Origin of the sequence: Thauera mechernichensis, assembly GCF_029588855.1 — a bacterium.
Classification (GTDB): domain Bacteria; phylum Pseudomonadota; class Gammaproteobacteria; order Burkholderiales; family Rhodocyclaceae; genus Thauera; species Thauera mechernichensis.
The window spans coordinates 1-13332 of the sequence record NZ_JARQZE010000019.1; the positions used below are offsets into that span (position 1 = coordinate 1).

Sequence of the window (13332 nt, forward strand, 5' to 3'; positions counted from 1 at the left end):
GCCGGTGCGGCCACGAAGACAATTCGAACGCGGTGCGAAGGCGATTCCGGAAAACGATGTCACGATGAAATACGACCTGAACCTCAGTGCTGGCGCGGTACCGCCGGCTTTTGCATCACGCTGCTAGCGCCAAGACAAACGCTCTAGCAAAGATTGAGATGACGTTTCGCTCCAACTCTCGAGGCACATGACCATTGGTCCACTTTTCGCGCTTGAAGCGAACCTCTGTCTCGTGAGTTACCCGGTCCCAGGACTGTGTGGACAGGTCGAAACCAAGTTCGGCCTCGACCTCTCTTCGGATCTGGGCCCTGCGCTCAGAGTCCGCTTGCCACTGTTCTCTCGTAAAGCCGGAAGAGTGATCTGCACGAGCCTGCTCAAATAGGTTCAATGCGGTATTGGCTTCGTAGAACTGCGCCTGCAGGTTTCTAAGAAGTCCTTCGATCTTCCATGCCCAGTCTCGATCTGCGTGGTCTAGCCAAGTGCCAGGGGTTGTTACTTCGAAGATATACACAGCGATTCCTTCAAAGGCCTAACGAATAGGGTTTATCCCTCGCGCCGCAAGCGCCGTTCAGTGCGCAGGCGCCTGCCGCGAGGGATAAGCCTTGTTGAACTGAACCGCCGCTCAGGCGGTGACACTGGGGATTCTACGCGCGGCTCATCCACATTAGATAGAGCGCGACAGGACCCTGGCATCAGCGAGGATTGAGATGGGCGCGCGTGAGTGTTCATGGTGGCCCATCCCGACAGCGCGGCGCCTGGCGGCGGCTTGGCGTAGACCACCCAGTCGTGCGCGAGCAGCGCACGGCGCCGGGCTTGCCATGCACCCGGCGCAGCGCTCGGATCGTCGGCCAGCTCGCCGCTGCGGTGGGCCGCGTCGAGCCGCCCGAGGAACTTGCCGCGAAACGCTATCGAGGCAGCCTGGCACGATTCCTGTTTCAGTCTGCGGTGCAGTCCACACCGATACGCCCGTCGTGCAGCGCCGAGGCGACCAGCCAGGCGCGCGCACCCGACGCCGCGGCGCGCTGCAGGTCGGCGTCCTGGCGGATGCCGCCGGCGCCGATCAACTGCACGTCCGGCCGCAGGGCCTGCACGCTGTGCAATGTGTCGAGGTCGGGCCCTGTGTCTGCGCCGACGCGGTCGAGCGTCATGACGATGACCCGGTCGGGCCACCATTCGGGGTGGGCATGGCAGCCGCCGGCATCGAGCAGGCTGCCGTGGCGGCGGTCGAGTGACAGAATGCAGTGCGTACGGTGCGTGTCGAGGCAGCGGCGGGCGTGGTCTGCGTCGGCAAGGGATTCGCTGGCGACGATGGGGACCACGCGGGCGGCATGCGGGCCGAGGCGCTGGCGGAAGGCTTCGACCGACTCGGCGTCGCGAAAGCCGCCATCAACCCAGAATTGGGCTGCGGGCAGGTGTTCCAGCAGCGCGGCCAGGATGTCGAACTGCAGGGCGCCGCCCATCAGCGCGTCGAGGTCGGCAATATAGAGCGTGTCGCTCGCCGCACGCGCCAGCAGACGGGGGGCGAGATCGAGCGCGGCGCTCGATTCGCACAGGGACGACCGGATCGGCCGGTAGGCGCTGCGCTCGCCGCGCACGCCGCGGACGACCTGGCCGGCCATCAGGTCGATGACGGGAATGAGCTGCATGACAAGGACTCGACGGATTCTGGTGCTCGAATTTATCAGCGCGGGGGGGCTGGGAGAAGCCGCAGCCGCCGAGCCTGCAGACGCCCTGGGCGAATCCCTGCTCGCCCAGGGCGTGCGCATGCGCGACGCGCTGCTCGGCGAGCTGAGCGCCCTGCCCAGCCTGGAGGTCGGCGTCGCCGACGCGGGCTTGGCGCCGCTGCCTGCGCCCATGCGCACACCTGGCACTGCCATGCGCCGCCTGCCTACCGCCGGGGTCGACGACCTGGCTGCCTGGCTGCACGCGCAGCAGTCGGCTTTCGACCTCGTGTGGGTGATTGCCCCCGAGACGGGCGACTGCCTGCTCAGCCTGTGCCAGGCGGTCGCGCCGGCGCGCTGGATTGGCTGCAGCGCCGGGGCGATCCGGGTGGCGACCAGCAAGACACGCACCCGCGAACGCCTCGCCGCGCAGGGCGTTCCGACACCGCGGGCGTGGGCGCCTGGCCTGCCCCTGCCCGCGCAGCCGGGGCGCTGGGTGCTCAAGCCCGACGACGGCGCCGGCAGCGAGCACACCCGGGTGTTCGCCGATTTTGCCGCTGCGCATGCGGCGCTGGGCGCAACAGGCGCGGTGGTCGGCTCGGGTGAAGTGCAAGCTGCCGCCGGCATGCCCACCCGATGGACGCTCGAAGCCTGGGTCGAGGGCGATGCGCTCAGCCTGTCGCTGCTGTGCACCGGCGGGCGCGTCGAGGTGCTGAGCGTCAACCGCCAGCGCCTGACGGTAGCGGCCGTCGGCCGGCTCGGCTATGCCGGTGTCGACGCCGGCGTGGCGCCGGTAACGCCTGCGTTGCGCGACCTGGCCGCGCGCTGCGCCGCGGCTGTCCCCGGGCTGGCCGGCTTCGTGGGCATCGACTTCGTCCGCCAGGCCAACGGCCAGCTGTGTGTCATCGAGATCAACCCGCGCCTGACCTGCGCCTATGCCGGGCTCGCCGCACCACCGCCGGCCACCGGCCCAGCGCGCGACGGCGCACGCCCGCCGCGCCGGCTCGCCGCCGACATCATTGCCGGCCACGACGCCGCACTTGCCAACCCTGCCACCGAGTCGGCCCATGCCCCCACCGAACCTGCCTGATACGCTCGGCCCCGACGCCGCGCTCGTGGTGCCTCCAAGCAAGGGCGCGGCCGGCACGTCGGCGCCGCTGATCGGCTGGGACATCGGCGGCGCCCACGTCAAGGCCAGCCTGCTCGAGGCCGGCACCGTCACCGCCATCGGCCAGTGGGCTACGCCGCTGTGGAAGGGGCTGGCGCATCTGGACGCGGCGCTGCACGCCGCGCGCGCGCGCTGGCCGGCATTCGCCCACGCCCGCCATGCGGTAACGATGACAGCCGAGATGACCGACCTCTTCGCCGACCGCGAGGCCGGCGTGCGCGCACTGTGCGCCCACCTCGCCGATTGCCTCGGCACAGCCACCCGCTTCTACGCCGGCGACGCCGGCTGGGTGGACGCCAGCGCAGCCGCCGCGCACTGGCCCGCGGTCGCCTCTGCCAACTGGCTCGCCACCGCCACCCTGGTCGCACACGCCCTGCCCGACGCCGTGCTGGTCGACATCGGCAGCACCACCACCGACCTGATCGCGATCCGCGCCGGGCGCCCGGCCCCCTGCGGCCGCAGCGACGCGGCGCGACTGGCAAGCGGCGAGCTGGTCTATCTGGGCGTGGTGCGCAGCCCCCTGTGCGCACTCGCACGCCGCATCCGCTTTCGCGGCCAGGCCTGCAACGTGATGAACGAATTCTTCGCCACCACGGCAGACGTGTTCCGCCTCACCGGCGAGCTCGACCCCGCGCACGACCACTACCCAGCCGCCGACAACGGCGCGCGCGACGCAGCCGGCAGCCGGCTGCGGCTGGCGCGCATGATCGGCCACGACGCACGCGACGCCGGCACCGACGACTGGGACGATTTCGCCCGGCGCTGGCGTGCGCTGATGCTGGCGGAGATCCGGCGCAACCTCGAGCGCGTGATCCGCGCCGCAGCCCTGCCCGCCGGCACGCCCTTGGTCGGTGCCGGCTGCGGCGCCTTCCTGGTGGGTGAGCTCGGCGAGGCGCTCGGCCACCCCACGGTCGGCTTCGACGCCCTCGCCCGCGTCGCGCCTGCATACCGCGACTGGGCACGGGTGTGCGCGCCGAGCGTGGCCGTCGCCCAGCTTGCGGGCGACGCAGACCTGGCCACGGCGCCTGGCGCTTCTCCCCGCACCGCAACAGCACCCGCAGCGGAGCCCCCATGCGCGTCGTGAAGCTCGGCGGCAGCCTGCTGCGCGACCCGCTGCTGCCGGCCTGGCTGGACCGCATCGCCCGCGCCGGAGGCACCGCCGTCGTGCCCGGCAGCGGCGCCTTTGCCGATACCGCGCGCGCCGCGCAGGCACACTGGCAGGTGGATGACGTGGCCGCGCACAACATGGCGGTACTCGGCATGGCACAGTGCGCTCATCTGCTGCATGGCATCGAGCCGCGACTGGCGCTCGCCGCGTCGGTGGCCGGCATGCACGCCCCCCTGGCCGCAGGCCGTGCCACGATCTGGCTGGCGCTGGACCTGCAGCGCGACGCGGCCGATGCGCTCACCAGCTGGGACGTGACCAGCGACAGCCTGGCGGCCTGGCTGGCGCTGCGCCTGGGCGCCAGCGAGCTCGTGCTGGTGAAGGCTTGCGCGCTGCCGGCAGGCGCCACGCCGGCCGAACTCGCCGCCGCCGGCATCGGCGACCGAGCCTTTCCCGCCTACGCCGAACAGTGCGCGCGCGCAGGCATCGACTGCCGGGTGCTGAACCGCACCGAGTTCGACCGCGCCCTCGGCTGAGCAGCCGCCGCGCGCAAGCGCGCGCCTTGCGCGCGTGAGCCTTAGTGTGGCCGCCCGGCGCGCTGCGCGAGCACGCGCTCGAGCGCCCGGAAGAAGGCCACGGCATGCACCATCTGGTTGCGGTGGCGGTACTCGAAGGCAGGCAGCACGCGCTTCACCGGGCTGAAACGCAGCTGCATGATGCCCACCACCCGCCATTGGCCGTCACCTTGCTTCTCGAGCACCGGTCCGCCCGACATGCCGGCCTCGAAAGCGCAGTCGACCGCGATCAGGCCAATCACCGGGCCGCTGTCGCGTGCCCGGCAGCCCTCCTCGACCGCTACGCCCGCCCGCTTTCCGCCCGAATACGGGAAGCTGATCGTCATCAACGGGCCCTGCGGCAGATAGTCGGCCGAGGTCGGCCGCAGGGTGGGCAGGAAGCCATATTCGCGGCCGAGGCAGTCGTCGAGCTGGAGGATGGCCCAGTCGCCGGTCATGCCGCGCGGGGCGGCCGGATGGTAGTTGCCGAAGTCGACCACGCGCGCCACGCTGCGGTGGCGGAACACGCCCGGCCGCTCGGGATCGGGGCCGATGTGGAAGGCGAGCGCATGTCCGCGATGCGGAACGTCATCGGGTACGCCGATGGGCTCCTCGCTCGAGGCCGCCTGCGCGTCACGGAAGAAGGCCGAGTGGAAGGTCGTCACCGCGTGGCATTCGCCGACCAGGAAGGCGCTGCCGACCTGGCGGCCGGCATTGACCACGATGCCTACCGAGCGCAGCAGCGGCTGGTCGGCGGGGCGGTAAGCGCGGCGGTCGGCAACGAAGACGTTGGCAGCCGCCGCGCCTGCGAAAAGCATCATGCACAGCAGCACGACCGGCAGGCCAAGCACACGCCAGGCGTACACGGGCGCGCACTCGGAGCCAGGTCGCGCGCTCATTGCAGGCTCACACGGCGGGCGCTTCCGCGGCCGTACGCGCTGGCTCTGCGGCCACCTGCGTGGCCAGGCCGTCGATCGCCGCGCGCAGCGCGCGCAGGCGCCGCGGATCGAGCCGGCCCTCGCGGCGCCCCTCGCACACTGCGCTGCGAAAGCCGGCGAAGTCCGGCCCCAGCCGCGCCAGTGGCGCAAGGTCGGCGGCGCGCAGGGCGCCGGCCAAGCCCACCATCCGCCCCGCGCCATGGGCGCGCTCGATGAAGGCGGCAAGGGCTTCGGCGCCGAGCAGGTCGAGCAGGCTGCCGGCGTGCTTGGCCTGGGTGTCGGCCATCACCGCGGCAAAAGGCGGCACACAGGCGGCGTCGATCACCGCCGCGTCCAGCCCGTCGTCGGCGATCAGCACCGGCACGATCGCCAGCGGCAGTGTGGCCAGCGCTGCCAGCAGCCCACACGCCGCTTCGCCGCGGCCGGGCACGCCGACCTTGACCAGATCGACCCCGCACGCACCGACTGCGCGCGCGCGCGCCAGGATGTCCGCGCGGGCCGCGACCGGCAGGTCGCCGATGGTGGCGCTGATCAACGGCCGCGCGCGTGCATCAAGGCCCCCCTCGCCCGCCCGCAGCGCAGCCACAAGCTCGCGGATCAGCGGCAAGGCCAGGCCACCGAGCGCGCCCGCGGACGGTTCCTTCAAGTCGATGAAATCGACCCCGGCCTGCAGCGCCTCGCGCGCCTCGGCGACGTCACGCACGCTCACCAGCATGCGCATGTCACACGGCCTCCGGGTTCTCGGCGTAGTAGCGCTCGACCGCGGCATAGAGCCAGTCCCAGGCCGTCTGCTCGCGCGGCCCGGCGGTCTTGTCGATGGCGATCTGCAGGTACTCCATTTCGGTCTCGACCTTGCTGCGCGGCAGCATGCCGAGCCGGCTGACCAGCACCGCGCCCTCGATCACCGCCGCCTGGGCCCGGTTGAAGCCGGGAAAACTGGCGTGCTGCACCTCGCGGCCGCGCCGCATGCGCAGCGTGGGGCGCAGGGCGTCGTCCTGGTCGCCGCGCAGTTCGAGCTCGACGTGGGCGAGCGCGCCCTCCAGGCGACGGCCGGCGAAGCCCTCGAGCGCCACCGTGGGCCATTCGCGGCGGCCGGTGACGCAGCCGGCGAACACACGCACATCGGTCGTCAGGTTGAGCACCGCGCAGCGGGTGGCGAGGATGTTGTCGAGCGTGCGTGAGGGCTTGAACGGCATCAGCGCCACCACCGCCTCCTCGCCCTCGCCCTCGTAACGCACGCCCATCGGCGCCAGATGCACCTCGCCCTCGGGCGACAGGGTACTGACCACGGTTTCGAAGATCATGTTTGCGGCTTGTCCTCAACGCTTTCCGGCCGCTGCGCAGGCGCGCGCCGGGTCTTGGTGGATGCGGGGGCGCACCAGGCGAGCAGGTCTTCGGCGGCGCGCTCGACCGCGCAGCCCCAGGCCAGCGGCTGGTCCTGGGTGTAGCGCTTGCCGAGCGACCAGGCGATCTCCGCACGCGCCAGCTCCACCCCCATGTAAAAGGCGTGGCCACCGTCGTCCTCCAGCCCCAGCTTCGGCCACAGCGCGAAAGGGTCGGCGGCGACGTGGTGGCCGTCGCGGTTGTAGACGTGCAGGCCTTGCGCCGAGACCTGCACGCGGAAGTTCGGGTCGCGCACCGCTGCAGCCGTCTCGGCAATCTCGTCCGGGCTGTCGGGAAAGGGGCGCTTGTCATGCACCGTCATGAGCGCGTCGGACAAGCCCTTGGGCAGGCTGCGGGTCTCGCGCGCGGCATGCATGACGCGGCGCGCAACGTCGGCCTCGCGCACTGCGCGCCGCGCATGGCCGCTCACCTCGGTGGTGAGCACGGCCGCTACGCCGAGCTCGGCGGCGATACCGAACAGAACCGCGTTGATGCCGCTGGTGTCGGCCTCGGTAAGCTCGGTGACGTTGCCCACGCCCATCATGATCGCCAGCTCGGGATAGCGCTCGCGCAGGCGCTGGTAGCGGCACAGCGAGGCGAGCAGGCCGAAGGGGATGGGATCGAGAATGGCATCGGCGAGAAAGGGCCGCCCGCGCCGCAGCATGGTCTCCACCGCGGCATGCAGCGAGGCCTCGTCGGACGGCTCGCGCGGGATGATGACCGGGGTCGAGGCGACCTCGTCGGCAATCCACAGGCTGTCGAGCGACAGGCTCAGCAGGTAGTCGGCGCCGGCACGCCCGCCGCGCAGCAGTTCCTGCGGGTTGAGCGAGTCGACCGACACCGCGAAGCCCTCTGCCTTGAGGGCGGCGACGCAGTCCTCAAGGTGCGGAAAAGGCGTCTCGGGCAGGCAGCCGAGGTCGATCACGTCGGCGCCGCAGGCGCGCAGCTCACGCGCCCTCGCCAGCACCCCGTCCACGCCGAGCTGGGGGGCCTCGACGATCTCGGCGAAGATGCGCGTGTCGTAGCGCGACAGGTCGACCGCGCGCGCCGCGCGGTTGAAGTGGCGCGGCAAGTCCTTGAGCTCCTCCGGCCCGCGCTCGACCGGCACGCCGAGATGGGCACCGAGCGCGACGAGGTCGCCGCGGCAGCGCCCGGGCACCAGCACGCGGTCGAAGCCGGCGACGTCGTGCAGGCGGCGCTGGATCATGTCGGCCGTCATCAGCCCGGCGACCTGCAGGCCGAGTTCGCGCACCTCCCATTCGAAGGGCGCGGGGGCCATGCCGGCGAGCACCTTTTCCAGGCTGTGGTGGGCGAGCCGGCCGGTCAGGAAGAGGATGCGTTCCATGTCAGTGCCAGCTCGTCGAGGCGGCGCTGCAGGCGCTGCTCGAGTTCATCGGGGGATTCGACCACTTCGCAGAAGTCGATGCGGCGCAGGCGCTCGACGTTCTCCAGTTCGATGTTGCGCGGCTTGAGTTCGACCCATTCGCGCGGGGCCTTGGTGACGACCACCGGCTTCATGTCGCAGGCCAGCACGATGCCGGGGATCTCCAGCTTGCCGGCCTGGGCGAAGATGTTGGTGGGCAGCGTGTCGGATATGCCGAAGGCGCACTTGGCGACCGTGTTGCTGGTCGCCGGGGCGACGATCACGGTGTGATAGACGTCGTCGTAGAGCATGCCGACCGGTACCGAGCTGGCCGTCTTGTCGCGGAACACGCGGCAGCGCTCGCGCAGCTCGGCGATACGGAAGTCGTAGAGGGGCAGTACCTCCTCGGCCGCCGCCGACAGGAAGAGATCGACCGCCGGCAGGCGCAGGGCGAGCGCGATGCATTCCTGCAGGTAGTGGCCGGAGCCGGTGAGCGCCCAGGCGAAGCGGCTGCGGCGTGCCATGTCGCCTGCGGTGCCGCCCGTCGGCAGCCTGTAATCCTGCTCGTCGAGATCGCCAGGCAGCGGATGCGCGGTATGGGTTTCGGCGTGGGACATCGAAGGGTCCGGTTGGGGCGCGCGCGGCAGGACTCAGGCCGCGTGTCTCGAATGTTCTTGTGATGGATGCTCTTCAGCAACTAGCATGCCCGCCTCGCCACGCACGGCGCGCTGCATGGCCTGATCGATTATAGCCACGGCAAGGACGGGCAAGGCAGCAGGACTGCCCCCACCGATGGCGCGCTTTTCGCTTGAGTGGTGGTCGAACCGCCCTGGCGGCCTCGTCACGCCCCGCACTGCTCGCGCCCTCGCATGGAGACCCCGGCCTTGACCCCACAGCCCAACCCCAGCCCGATGTCCGACACCCTCAACCTGCACACCCACTCGATGCACGACCCGGTCGCCGTAAGCCTCGACATCATCTTCATCGACGGCTTCCTGGGCCAGACGGTGATCGGCATCCACCACGACGAGCTGCACGACACCCAGCCCGTGCGCATCGACCTCGCCGCCGGCCTGCCGCGCAGCCTGGCCTGCGACACCGACCACATCGGCGACACCATCGACTACAGCGAGGTGCGCAGCGCGCTGTGCGAGATGATGGCGAACCACCGCTACCGCCTGCTCGAAGCCTTCGCCGAGGCCGTGGCCAGCCTGCTGCTCGGCCGTTTCGGCGCCCACTGGGTGCGCGTCCGCGTCACCAAGCCGCGCAAGTTCGAGGACGTGGACAGCGTGGGGGTGATGATCGAACGCCGCCGCCGGCAGCCACCGTCCGCGTCGGAACGCCGCGGCCCGGCCGAAGTGCTGAGCCTGCTCGGCGCCGGCATGGTGCCGGGCGAGCGCGGCTGAAGCCCGGGCGCGAAGCAACAAAAAGGCCGAAGCGAGCGCTTCGGCCTTTTTTTCCTGCCGGCAGCAGCCTGCTGACGCAGGCGCCTGGCTCAGTTGGCGGCGAAGGGGTGGGCAGAACTGCCCTTCTTTGCCAGCATCTCGGCGGCTGACGGCTCGCCGTTCACCGCGCGCTTGATGGCCTCGCGCGTGGCCTGGTAGTTGTAGTCCTGGATCTTCTTGTCGTCCTCGGCCAGCCAGTGGATGAAGACGCCGACGCAGACGAACAGGTTATCGGCCTCGTCCGCCGGGATGGTGCCGTCCTCGACACTGTCGGCGACCGCCATGGCCACGGCACGCTGGGCGGGACCGAACATCTGCACCGCCTGCTTGGCGCCCTTGATGGTGACCTTGTTGAACATCACCGTCGCCGGCTTGCACAGCAGGTTGGGCGCGACGACGGCGAGCAGCGACGTGAAGCCATCCTTGTTGTTCGTCAGCGCAGTGGCGAAAGCCGTTTCGGCCGCGCTTCCCCGCGGTCCGAGGATGAGGTCGATGTGCGCGACCTCGTTCCCGTCACCGACCAGGGACTCCCCCACGAGCATGCGATCGATCTTTGCCATTCTTGTGTCTCCATTCGATGTGGTGGTCTGGCAATCCCGGGGGGACGCCATCTGTCCGGGAGCGGGTACGGACCCGGGCATCGCCCCTTTCAATACAGATTCCGTGCCAGCTCGCATGCACATCGCAAACCGGCACCGGCGCGGCGAGGATGAGGTGCCGTGTGTTCAGGCACCTGCGAAAGCGCGATACACCTGATCAAAAATGACACACCTGTGCCACGCCCTGATCAAGCCCCACACCGAGCCGGCGAGCGAGCAGATCGTCCACCAGCGCCTGCGCGATGTCGAACGCCGTCACCCGCTGCAGGCCACGCCATGCGGCCACGCCATTGACCTCGATGACCTGCGCCCCGGACGCGGCAGCGGCATCGGGCACGAGATCCACGCCGGCATAGTCCATGCCCAACGCGGCGGCGGCAGCCTCGGCCAGCGCCGCCAGGCCGGGCTCGAGCGCGCAGGCTTGGCAGCGCGCGCCGCGCGCCACGTTGCGCACCCAATGGGCGCTGACGCGCTTCATCGCCGCGCGCGCCTGCCCGCCGATCACCAGCACGCGCCAGTCGAAACCGGGCGCCTGCGGCGACTCGGCCTGCGGCACGAAGCGTTGCAGGTAGGCAAGCCCGGCCAGTTCGCCCAGCGGCGGCAGGGCCACGAAACCACCGTCGACCGCTCCCACGCGCAGCACGCCCTTGCCCTGCGAGCCGAACATCGGCTTCACCACCAGGCCGTGGCCAGCTGCCGCCTCGCGCACCAGGATGCGTCTTGCCTGGGCTTCGTCCTCCACCGCCCAGGCCGGCGGGGTCGCGACCCCGGCGCGATGGAGCAGGAAGCTGGTCATCGCCTTGTCGACGCTGCGCTCGATGGCGCGTGCATCGTTGTACACCGGCACACCCAGCTCGCGCAGCGCATGCAGGATGCCCAGGCGCTTGGTGATCTGTTCCAGGCTGCCGCCGGCGATGCCACGCACGATCGCGGCGCATGGCAAGGCCTTGCCGAAGCCGGGGATGAGCACGCCGTGGGGCGAGGCTGCGGTGTCGAAGCGGCACGCCGCGAGATCGACGCAGCGCCCCTCGAAACCCCGCCGCGCCAGCGCCTGGCGCAGCCGGCGCGTGTGCCAGCCGGTCTCGTCGGTGAAGATGGCGACGCGGCGCTCGGTCATGTCAGGGCTCCAGCCACAGGCTGCGCAGCAAGGCCATGTCCACCCCGCCGGCGTGCCAGCTGCGGCCGCTGTCGAGGTTGCTCACCCACACCTCGGCAGGCGCGAACAGCGCCGGGTCGATCTTGTAGAAGTCGTACTCGTAGTCGCGAAAGATGTCGGCGAACGAGCGCCCGTAATCACGCGAGTTGGACGACGGCAGGCGCTGCGCGAGCGCCTGCGCGGCCTCGTCGCCGCCCCTGACCTTGAGGTGCACGCGCCCGCCATAGAGGATGGCGTCGTTGGTGCGCCCCATCGCCACACCGGCGTCGGGGCTGGGCACCGGCAGCGGCGCGCTGGCATGGCCGTCAACCACGTCGGCGAGTGCAAAGCCGAGCTCGTGCGCCTTGTGCATCGCCACCTCCAGCACGCGCGCGACCACCTGGGTGGTGCCGGCCAGGCTGGTGGTGGGCGTCAGCACCACCGTCAGCGCGGCGGGCGGGAGTGCGCAGTCGCGCAGGATCTTGTCGATCACCACCGCGGGCGGCGGGCGGTCGACCTCCAGCACCAGCACGCCTGCCTCGGCGTGGTCGCGATAGCCGAGCTCGGCAAACAGCGCTTCGCGGCAGGCCAGCGCTCGCGCCGGACCCGAGCCGAGCGCGAAGAACTTGCGCCCGCCCGCCTCCTCCTTGCTCGCCGCCAGGCTCCAGCCCGCGTACTGGCTTGCCAGGCAGGCCAGCACCGGCTGCGCGCTCGACACCTCGAGCCAGCCCGACCACTGCGCCTCCGTGCGCGCACACAGCCGGACCTCGCCAAGGCCGCCCATGCAGATCTCGCCGATGAGCAGGCCGGCGGCCACGCTGCCGCGCGTCGCGATACCGCCATCGACCAGGGTGACGCCATTGTCCAGGCGCGCCACGCCGACACCGAGCGCGTCCGCATCCTCCAGCAGGCGGGCCAGCACGGGGGCGGCGAGCCGGTTGACGCTCAGGCTGGAGGCGCCGCCCGCGTGTGCATGTCCTTCGCTCATCCTGCCTCCCGTATCAGCCCTTGGCGGCGAGGATCTCGCGCGCCTTGTCGAAGGCCTCGGCAAAGCCGAGGTAGAGCGGCTTGTCGGCATTGCGCATGGCCACCAGCAGGCCGTTCTCGACCTGGTACTTGACGTTGCCCACGGCCAGCGCGCCGATGCCGACCGCGCGCATACCCGCGATCGGCTTGCCGTTGTCCATCACGCCCACGCCTGCGATGCCCTCGGGCGGTACGGCGTTGACGTCGGCCGCCACCAGCAGCCCGGCGGCACTGGCACGGTCGTCCGCGCTCATCACCTGCACCCCGGCAGCGGCCGTTGCCAGCACCACGTCGGCCTCGGCGAGCGCTGCGCGCCGGCTGGCCTCGTCCCCCGTACCCGCGCCGCGCAGGCTGCAGCCAAAGCGCTGCGCGGTCTCGGCCGCAGCACGCTCGGCGTTGGCCTGGTCGCGATGGCTGGCGAGCGTGACCTGCGCACCGAGCCCGGCGGCGAGCACGCCGGCAATACGCCCGACCGTGCCCGTGCCGCCCAGGATCAGCACCCGCTTGCCGGTGAGGTCGGTGCCGTGCGCCACGCCCAGCTGCCGCTCCACGCAGGCCACCAGCGCCGCCGCGGTGGTGTAGGCGCCGCTCGGATCGGCGATCACCGACACCTCGAAGGGCGGCACCATGGCCTTGCGCGCCCGCGCCAGCATGTCGGCGGCGAGCATGACGTCGCGCCCGCCGATGAAGATGCCGGTGGCCTTCACGCCCTTGGGGCCGCGCGAGAAGATCGCATCCTGGGTGAGGCCGGTGATCTCGTCGAGACTGACCCCGCAGTAGGGCACGACCACCTGGTAGCCGGCATCAACCGCCATGTTGATGTCGAACGGGCTCATCTGCTTGCCCGGGGTGAACATGTGAAGGATGTAGCTGCGCTCCATGAGAGCCCTCCTCGCCTGGGGTGGGGATGAATGATCGTCTGCGCCGGCACGCCGGCGACCCGGAAGCCCGCGCG

Annotated in this window: 15 protein-coding genes and 1 pseudogene; 4 read left to right on the forward strand and 12 right to left on the reverse strand. The window is 70.9% G+C overall.

Annotation, left to right across the window (positions count from 1 at the left end):
* Positions 1-115: 115 nt before the first annotated feature.
* The 3 genes and pseudogenes from P7F68_RS17210 to P7F68_RS17220 all read right to left on the reverse strand — a co-directional run bounded on the left by P7F68_RS17210 (position 116) and on the right by P7F68_RS17220 (position 1646).
* Positions 116-511, reverse strand: a complete 396-nt coding sequence (locus P7F68_RS17210) for a hypothetical protein (RefSeq protein ID WP_277835005.1) — start codon at positions 509-511, stop codon at positions 116-118.
* A gap of 242 nt (positions 512-753) precedes the next feature.
* Positions 754-921, reverse strand: a pseudogene (locus tag P7F68_RS17215) (IS91 family transposase); the annotation flags it as partial.
* A gap of 14 nt (positions 922-935) precedes the next feature.
* Positions 936-1646, reverse strand: a complete 711-nt coding sequence (locus tag P7F68_RS17220; protein WP_277835006.1) for a HisA/HisF-related TIM barrel protein — start codon at positions 1644-1646, stop codon at positions 936-938.
* Between P7F68_RS17220 and P7F68_RS17225 the strand changes: the two genes are divergently transcribed.
* Genes P7F68_RS17225 through P7F68_RS17235 form a run of 3 tightly spaced genes read left to right on the forward strand, consistent with a single transcriptional unit; the run spans position 1645 to position 4470 of the window.
* Positions 1645-2751 (forward strand): ATP-grasp domain-containing protein, encoded by a 1107-nt coding sequence (locus P7F68_RS17225; RefSeq protein ID WP_277835007.1) that lies wholly within the window; start codon positions 1645-1647, stop codon positions 2749-2751. The genes P7F68_RS17220 and P7F68_RS17225 overlap by 2 nt on opposite strands.
* Entirely contained in the window at positions 2729-3913 is a 1185-nt protein-coding gene (locus tag P7F68_RS17230) for a hydantoinase/oxoprolinase family protein (RefSeq protein ID WP_277835008.1), read from the forward strand. Before P7F68_RS17225 ends, P7F68_RS17230 begins: the two co-directional genes overlap by 23 nt.
* The gene (locus tag P7F68_RS17235) at positions 3901-4470 is read left to right on the forward strand and encodes an amino acid kinase family protein (protein ID WP_277835009.1); all 570 of its coding nucleotides are present in this window, start codon (positions 3901-3903) and stop codon (positions 4468-4470) included. The genes P7F68_RS17230 and P7F68_RS17235 overlap by 13 nt, the downstream gene beginning before the upstream one ends.
* 41 nt (positions 4471-4511) lie before the next feature.
* Here P7F68_RS17235 and P7F68_RS17240 read toward each other — a convergent pair whose 3' ends face one another.
* From P7F68_RS17240 to P7F68_RS17260, 5 genes are read right to left on the reverse strand one after another with little or no spacing between them, the layout of a single operon-like run.
* Positions 4512-5387, reverse strand: coding sequence for a trypsin-like serine peptidase (locus P7F68_RS17240; RefSeq protein ID WP_277835010.1), 876 nt, complete (start codon positions 5385-5387; stop codon positions 4512-4514).
* A gap of 7 nt (positions 5388-5394) precedes the next feature.
* Complete coding sequence (locus P7F68_RS17245; protein WP_277835011.1) at positions 5395-6147, reverse strand: (5-formylfuran-3-yl)methyl phosphate synthase; 753 nt, start codon at positions 6145-6147, stop codon at positions 5395-5397.
* Position 6148: 1 nt separating this feature from the next.
* The gene (locus tag P7F68_RS17250; protein WP_277835012.1) at positions 6149-6730 is read right to left on the reverse strand and encodes a DUF447 domain-containing protein; all 582 of its coding nucleotides are present in this window, start codon (positions 6728-6730) and stop codon (positions 6149-6151) included.
* A complete protein-coding gene (locus P7F68_RS17255; protein ID WP_277835013.1) occupies positions 6727-8154 on the reverse strand; it encodes a DUF6513 domain-containing protein in 1428 nt (475 codons plus the stop codon). The genes P7F68_RS17250 and P7F68_RS17255 overlap by 4 nt, the downstream gene beginning before the upstream one ends.
* The gene (locus P7F68_RS17260; RefSeq protein ID WP_002923430.1) at positions 8133-8789 is read right to left on the reverse strand and encodes a flavoprotein; all 657 of its coding nucleotides are present in this window, start codon (positions 8787-8789) and stop codon (positions 8133-8135) included. Before P7F68_RS17260 ends, P7F68_RS17255 begins: the two co-directional genes overlap by 22 nt.
* Positions 8790-9056: 267 nt before the next feature.
* On the opposite strand from P7F68_RS17260, the gene P7F68_RS17265 reads away from it, so the two are divergent.
* Positions 9057-9578, forward strand: coding sequence for a dihydroneopterin aldolase (locus tag P7F68_RS17265; RefSeq protein WP_277835014.1), 522 nt, complete (start codon positions 9057-9059; stop codon positions 9576-9578).
* 89 nt (positions 9579-9667) lie between these two features.
* On the opposite strand, the gene fae is transcribed toward P7F68_RS17265, so the two are convergent.
* The 4 genes from fae to P7F68_RS17285 all read right to left on the reverse strand — a co-directional run bounded on the left by fae (position 9668) and on the right by P7F68_RS17285 (position 13258).
* Positions 9668-10177, reverse strand: a complete 510-nt coding sequence (gene fae, locus P7F68_RS17270) for a formaldehyde-activating enzyme (RefSeq protein WP_002923426.1) — start codon at positions 10175-10177, stop codon at positions 9668-9670.
* A gap of 196 nt (positions 10178-10373) precedes the next feature.
* On the reverse strand, positions 10374-11333 hold the full coding sequence (locus P7F68_RS17275; protein WP_002923423.1) for an ATP-grasp domain-containing protein: 960 nt from the start codon (positions 11331-11333) through the stop codon (positions 10374-10376).
* Position 11334: 1 nt separating this feature from the next.
* Positions 11335-12339, reverse strand: a complete 1005-nt coding sequence (mch, locus tag P7F68_RS17280; RefSeq protein ID WP_277835015.1) for a methenyltetrahydromethanopterin cyclohydrolase — start codon at positions 12337-12339, stop codon at positions 11335-11337.
* 13 nt (positions 12340-12352) lie between these two features.
* Positions 12353-13258: an NAD(P)-dependent methylenetetrahydromethanopterin dehydrogenase gene (locus P7F68_RS17285; protein ID WP_270069518.1), complete on the reverse strand. Its 906-nt coding sequence runs from the start codon at positions 13256-13258 to the stop codon at positions 12353-12355.
* Positions 13259-13332 lie beyond the last annotated feature (74 nt).

Coding starts and splice junctions, on each gene's coding strand:
- P7F68_RS17245 (WP_277835011.1), bottom strand. CDS start 6,147: ATGCGCATGCTGGTGAGCGTGCGTGACGTCGCCGAGGCGCGCGAGGCG.
- P7F68_RS17220 (WP_277835006.1), bottom strand. CDS start 1,646: ATGCAGCTCATTCCCGTCATCGACCTGATGGCCGGCCAGGTCGTCCGC.
- P7F68_RS17225 (WP_277835007.1), top strand. CDS start 1,645: ATGACAAGGACTCGACGGATTCTGGTGCTCGAATTTATCAGCGCGGGG.
- P7F68_RS17240 (WP_277835010.1), bottom strand. CDS start 5,387: ATGAGCGCGCGACCTGGCTCCGAGTGCGCGCCCGTGTACGCCTGGCGT.
- mch (WP_277835015.1), bottom strand. CDS start 12,339: ATGAGCGAAGGACATGCACACGCGGGCGGCGCCTCCAGCCTGAGCGTC.
- P7F68_RS17275 (WP_002923423.1), bottom strand. CDS start 11,333: ATGACCGAGCGCCGCGTCGCCATCTTCACCGACGAGACCGGCTGGCAC.
- P7F68_RS17260 (WP_002923430.1), bottom strand. CDS start 8,789: ATGTCCCACGCCGAAACCCATACCGCGCATCCGCTGCCTGGCGATCTC.
- fae (WP_002923426.1), bottom strand. CDS start 10,177: ATGGCAAAGATCGATCGCATGCTCGTGGGGGAGTCCCTGGTCGGTGAC.
- P7F68_RS17230 (WP_277835008.1), top strand. CDS start 2,729: ATGCCCCCACCGAACCTGCCTGATACGCTCGGCCCCGACGCCGCGCTC.
- P7F68_RS17235 (WP_277835009.1), top strand. CDS start 3,901: ATGCGCGTCGTGAAGCTCGGCGGCAGCCTGCTGCGCGACCCGCTGCTG.
- P7F68_RS17255 (WP_277835013.1), bottom strand. CDS start 8,154: ATGGAACGCATCCTCTTCCTGACCGGCCGGCTCGCCCACCACAGCCTG.
- P7F68_RS17285 (WP_270069518.1), bottom strand. CDS start 13,258: ATGGAGCGCAGCTACATCCTTCACATGTTCACCCCGGGCAAGCAGATG.
- P7F68_RS17250 (WP_277835012.1), bottom strand. CDS start 6,730: ATGATCTTCGAAACCGTGGTCAGTACCCTGTCGCCCGAGGGCGAGGTG.